Source organism: Rhodococcus sp. LB1 (assembly GCF_001583455.1).
Classification (GTDB): Bacteria; Actinomycetota; Actinomycetes; order Mycobacteriales; family Mycobacteriaceae; genus Rhodococcus_F; species Rhodococcus_F opacus.
This window is the reverse complement of sequence record NZ_LTCZ01000202.1, coordinates 1-4051: the sequence shown is the minus strand read 5'-3', so window position 1 is coordinate 4051 and position 4051 is coordinate 1. Positions and strand designations below refer to the sequence as shown.

General features: G+C 66.9%; 4 protein-coding genes and 1 pseudogene. All 5 read left to right on the top strand.

What is annotated here, in order from left to right:
• Nucleotides 1-399 (top strand): annotated as a pseudogene (locus AZG88_RS54145) (hypothetical protein); the annotation flags it as partial.
• A complete protein-coding gene (locus tag AZG88_RS25410) occupies nt 399-1151 on the top strand; it encodes a hypothetical protein (protein WP_061699579.1) in 753 nt (250 codons plus the stop codon). The pseudogene AZG88_RS54145 and the gene AZG88_RS25410, both read left to right, overlap by 1 nt.
• A gap of 202 nt (nt 1152-1353) precedes the next feature.
• Entirely contained in the window at nt 1354-3300 is a 1947-nt protein-coding gene (locus AZG88_RS25405; RefSeq protein ID WP_061699578.1) for a cutinase family protein, read from the top strand.
• A 77-nt stretch (nt 3301-3377) separates the two neighbouring features.
• Nucleotides 3378-3635 carry a hypothetical protein gene (locus AZG88_RS25400; RefSeq protein ID WP_061699577.1) on the top strand — a complete coding sequence of 86 codons (258 nt, stop codon included), beginning with the start codon at nt 3378-3380 and terminating at the stop codon, nt 3633-3635.
• The gene (locus AZG88_RS25395) at nt 3632-3976 is read left to right on the top strand and encodes a hypothetical protein (RefSeq protein WP_061699576.1); all 345 of its coding nucleotides are present in this window, start codon (nt 3632-3634) and stop codon (nt 3974-3976) included. The genes AZG88_RS25400 and AZG88_RS25395 overlap by 4 nt, the downstream gene beginning before the upstream one ends.
• Nucleotides 3977-4051: the final 75 nt, after the last annotated feature.

Sequence of the window (4051 nt, the reverse complement as noted above, 5' to 3'; positions counted from 1 at the left end):
GGCACCTGCTACAAGGGCTACATCGGGCGAATGGTCAACCCGGACATGTGGACTGCGAAGCAAATGCAACACCACCACCAACCGCTCTGGCGTGCGTCGATCATCGCGCACTGCCGCTGGCGCGGCCGCCGCGTCGCGATGCGGATCGCCCGCGAACACAATCGCTGGCCGGTCCGCACCGTCACCGACTCCTGGGTATACCTCCTCGCCGACAGCGAGGACATCGCCGACGCAAGCGAGGCGCTGGGGAAGATGTCGGTCGAAAAGGACGTGATCCTCACCGACACACTCCTGTCCGCCTTCACATCGGCGCAGGACGTGCACGAGGTGAACCTCGCGATCAAGGCGGCCTTCGCCGACAACGAGGACGCCGCCGACGAAGGGGAGGGGGTGCTCTGATGGCACTGCATCTTCCGAAGCCGCGCACCAAAAAGCCGGCGCAGGAGGCGGTCGGTCTCGACGGCCTCAAGGTCTCCGTCGCCAACGCCGCGACCAGCGGTGTCGAGAAGTCGAAGCAGGTCAAAAGTGGGGGACTGGCCGGGCTGACGAGCAAGGTCTCGGTGAAACAGTTGCGTAAGGAACTCGGCAACGAGGGCCTGCGGCAGGCCGCGATCGATGCCGGCCGCACACCGCCGTCCGCTCGCACACTGCGCCGGTGGGCGCAACAAGGCCGGATCCCGCACGCCGATGTCCTCGAGCGTGCGCAACGCCGTGCCGCGATCGAACGTCTCGGCGGCGTCGACGCTGTGGCCGCCAAGATCGGCCGGTCCCGCTCCGCCGTCTCCCGGTACCGGTCCGGGGAAACCAACGAGTTGCGTGCCGACGCCAGCAAGAAACTCAAAACCGTGAAGGCGCAGGACATCATGAAACGGGCCGGAGTGTTGCGCCCGGACGGAACCCCGAAAAGAGCGGTCATCCGCGTCAGGGGTGGCGTCATGGTCCGCAACGGCGCCGACGAGGGCTACGACTACCGGGTCCGCACCCTGGATTTCGCGAACTCGGACACACCCTTCACCAGTGAAGAGTCCCGCGAACTGGCCGCCGCGCTGGCGAATGACGATCACGCCCGCGTCGTGGCACTGCTCGAACGGCACGCCACCCTCGACTACCCCGAGAACAAGGGCTTCGACAACCACATCGACTGGATCTAAAACGCTGGGAACCCCCCACCGGCCCGCCGCGGCACGGGTCGGGTGGCCCTTCTCGCATCGCACGCGAAAAAACCCCACTCCGGCCCATTCTCGCCGGTCAGCGCCCGAAAGAGGAGCGAGGGCACCCCGACACCCCGTTGAGGGGAAACACCGAAATGGGTGAAGGTAGGCAGCAGTGTCCCTTCCGGTAATCGAGGTACCAATGCCCGCCAGACGTTCGAGAACCCGTCGCACGGTCGCACTGATCGCCACTGCGACCGTCATCGTCGGCGTCGCTCTTACCGCACCCGCGATCGCCCACGCCGCCCCGACCACCTGCGCGGCGACCTTCAACCTGCTCATCCCCGGCACGTGGGAGACCAACGAGAATGCCGACCCGAACCAACCCGTAGGCATGCTCGCCCCGGTCGCGGCGGCAATCGAGGCACAGAATGGCGCCCGCGCACAGATATACACGCTGCCATACATGGCGTCCGCATTCGACAACGGCCACACCTACGCCGACAGCAAGACCGACGCGGTCAGCAAGGCCACCGCCGTGTTGAAGTCCTACGCCGACACATGCCGGGGCGCGAAGATCACGATCACCGGATACTCCCAGGGTGCGGACGCTGCAGGCGATCTCGCGTCGGCGATCGGAAACGCTCGAGGACCGGTCGATGCGGACCAGGTCCTCGGTGTGGCGCTGATCGCCGATCCCGGTGCCGGCACGAAGGGCGCCGCGACGGTGGGGCCGACGACCTCCGGGGAGGGGATCGCCGGCCCCCGGTCGCAGGGCATGGGCAAACTGTCGGGGCGGGTCGCCTCGATCTGCGATCCGAACGACCTGTACTGCTCGATCCGCAAGGGCGCCAACCCGTTCCTCGGATCGCTCGGGTCGATCCTGTCGAAAACCCCCAGCACCGCCAACACCGGTGCCGATCAGGGTGGGGGGAACGCGGCGGTCGCCCACGCGCTGACCTCGGATTTCACCGACGCCGACCTGCCCGGTCTCGGATCGAATGTCGACGCGCTCGGAAAGCAACTGAGCGGCACCGGTACCGGCAGCTCGATCGATGTGAACCAGATCGCCGACACCGCGACCTCACTGAGCAAGACGCTCAGCCCCCTCGTCGACCTGCTGCAATCCGGGGCCGCGAACACCGCCGCCACCAGCAACTTGGCCGCAGCCCCAGTGGGCACACCGGAAAACGCGGCCGCACAGGTCCTCACCACAGCCAGCCACGCGGACCTGACCGGTGCCCTCGACTCCGTGGCCACGATCGCGAACACCGCCGCCAAACTCGCCAATAATGGCGCCACCACACTGCCCGCCACCGCACCCGAAATCTCTCAACTCGCGGGCACCGCCGCATCACTCGGTAGCCAAATCGCACCCGTCGCCGCCACCCCCGCGGATGCCCTCTCGACCGCGTCGAGCGTGCTGTCGGTCCTCAAACCGACAGTCGTCGCCGACCAGGCACTGAACGTCGTCACCGGCGTCACTGCCCTCGATATTCCGAAGATCCTGCACGACCTGATCGTTCTCCCGCAGAAGATCGCCGCCGGCGATGTCCGCGGCGCCCGCGATGCCGCTCGAGAGCTGAATGTGCAGTTCGCGCCAGTGGTGAAGATGGTCGCCGGTGTCGACTTGAAGTGGGTCTCCCATATCCTCGCGATCATCCCGGACCCGACCGGCTACACCCAGATCGCAGCGCTGGTCACCAGCATCCTCGGCAACGTCGACGTGATCAAGCTGGCCAATATCGCCGGTCAAGCCCAGGAAACTGCGTGGGCCGCCGCGGACAAGCTCTTTCCCCCGCCCGGGGTACTGCCCGACCCGGTCGGTGCTGCCGCGCAGACCACGGCGTTGATCCCACTCGGACTCGACCTCGCCTCGGTGGCCGCGAACATGCTCACCGGCAAAGCCGGCAAGACCGACCCCGCGCTGCTCGGTAAACAGGCCAACCCGGTCGGGAACGCGATCACCACGCAGGCNNNNGGGGCCGAGGATCTCGCCCAGGTTGTCGGCGAGGGCCTGAACGCGGCCAGCTTCTTCGCCTCCGGTGCGCACCAGAGCTACCAGAACCTGGTCGTCGACAACGCCGGCCGCAACGCCATCCAGTGGGTCTCGGATTGGCTGAACCTGCAGATCACCCGCGCCGTCTGACGATCCGACCGCGTCCGAAGTCGAAGAGGAGCACCGGAAAATTGGCCGCTCGAGTACATCGCCCCACCTCCTGTTGGGTGACCTGCCCGCACTGCGACAAACGCACCTATTTCACGCGCAAGGATGCCCGCGCAGCACGCACCCATCACGAAAAGCGCCACGGCCTGTCGATCTACCCCTGCCCCCACCGAGACCAGGACGGTGACGTCGGGGGCTTCCACGTCGGGCACCGGCCAGAAGGGTTGGGCCGCGGCGACATCGACCGCGACACGCTCGCCGACAATCAGCGAACGGCACTCTCCGAAGGCCGGTTCGCAGCCGGGGGTGCGCGGTGACACTGATCAACGCCAAGGGATCACCGACCACCCCGCTCCCACTCGACCCCGGCGCCCGGATCCGCTTCGGTCTCGAACCCCGCCGCCCCTACACCGTCCGCGCACTCTCGGAGCACTTCGTGATCTGCACCCGCCCACGCGACTTCGCCACCACAGGTGACTTCGTCTACACGGTCATCGACTGGCGGAACGGAATCCGCGGCCCGATCAACGGGCGAAGCGCGGACGTGAGCACCGATGAGTGGTGCCGCGACCTCCTTCACGACCTCGAAGCCGGCCGGTGGGAAATCAGCCACCACAACCGCGTCCAACTCGACATCCTCGATGGAGGCAAGCCCTGACCGAGCGCACACACGAGAGAACTTATCGCGCAGTGTTGCTGCTGCTTGTTCGAACGGCGGACGATCGCCGCCGCA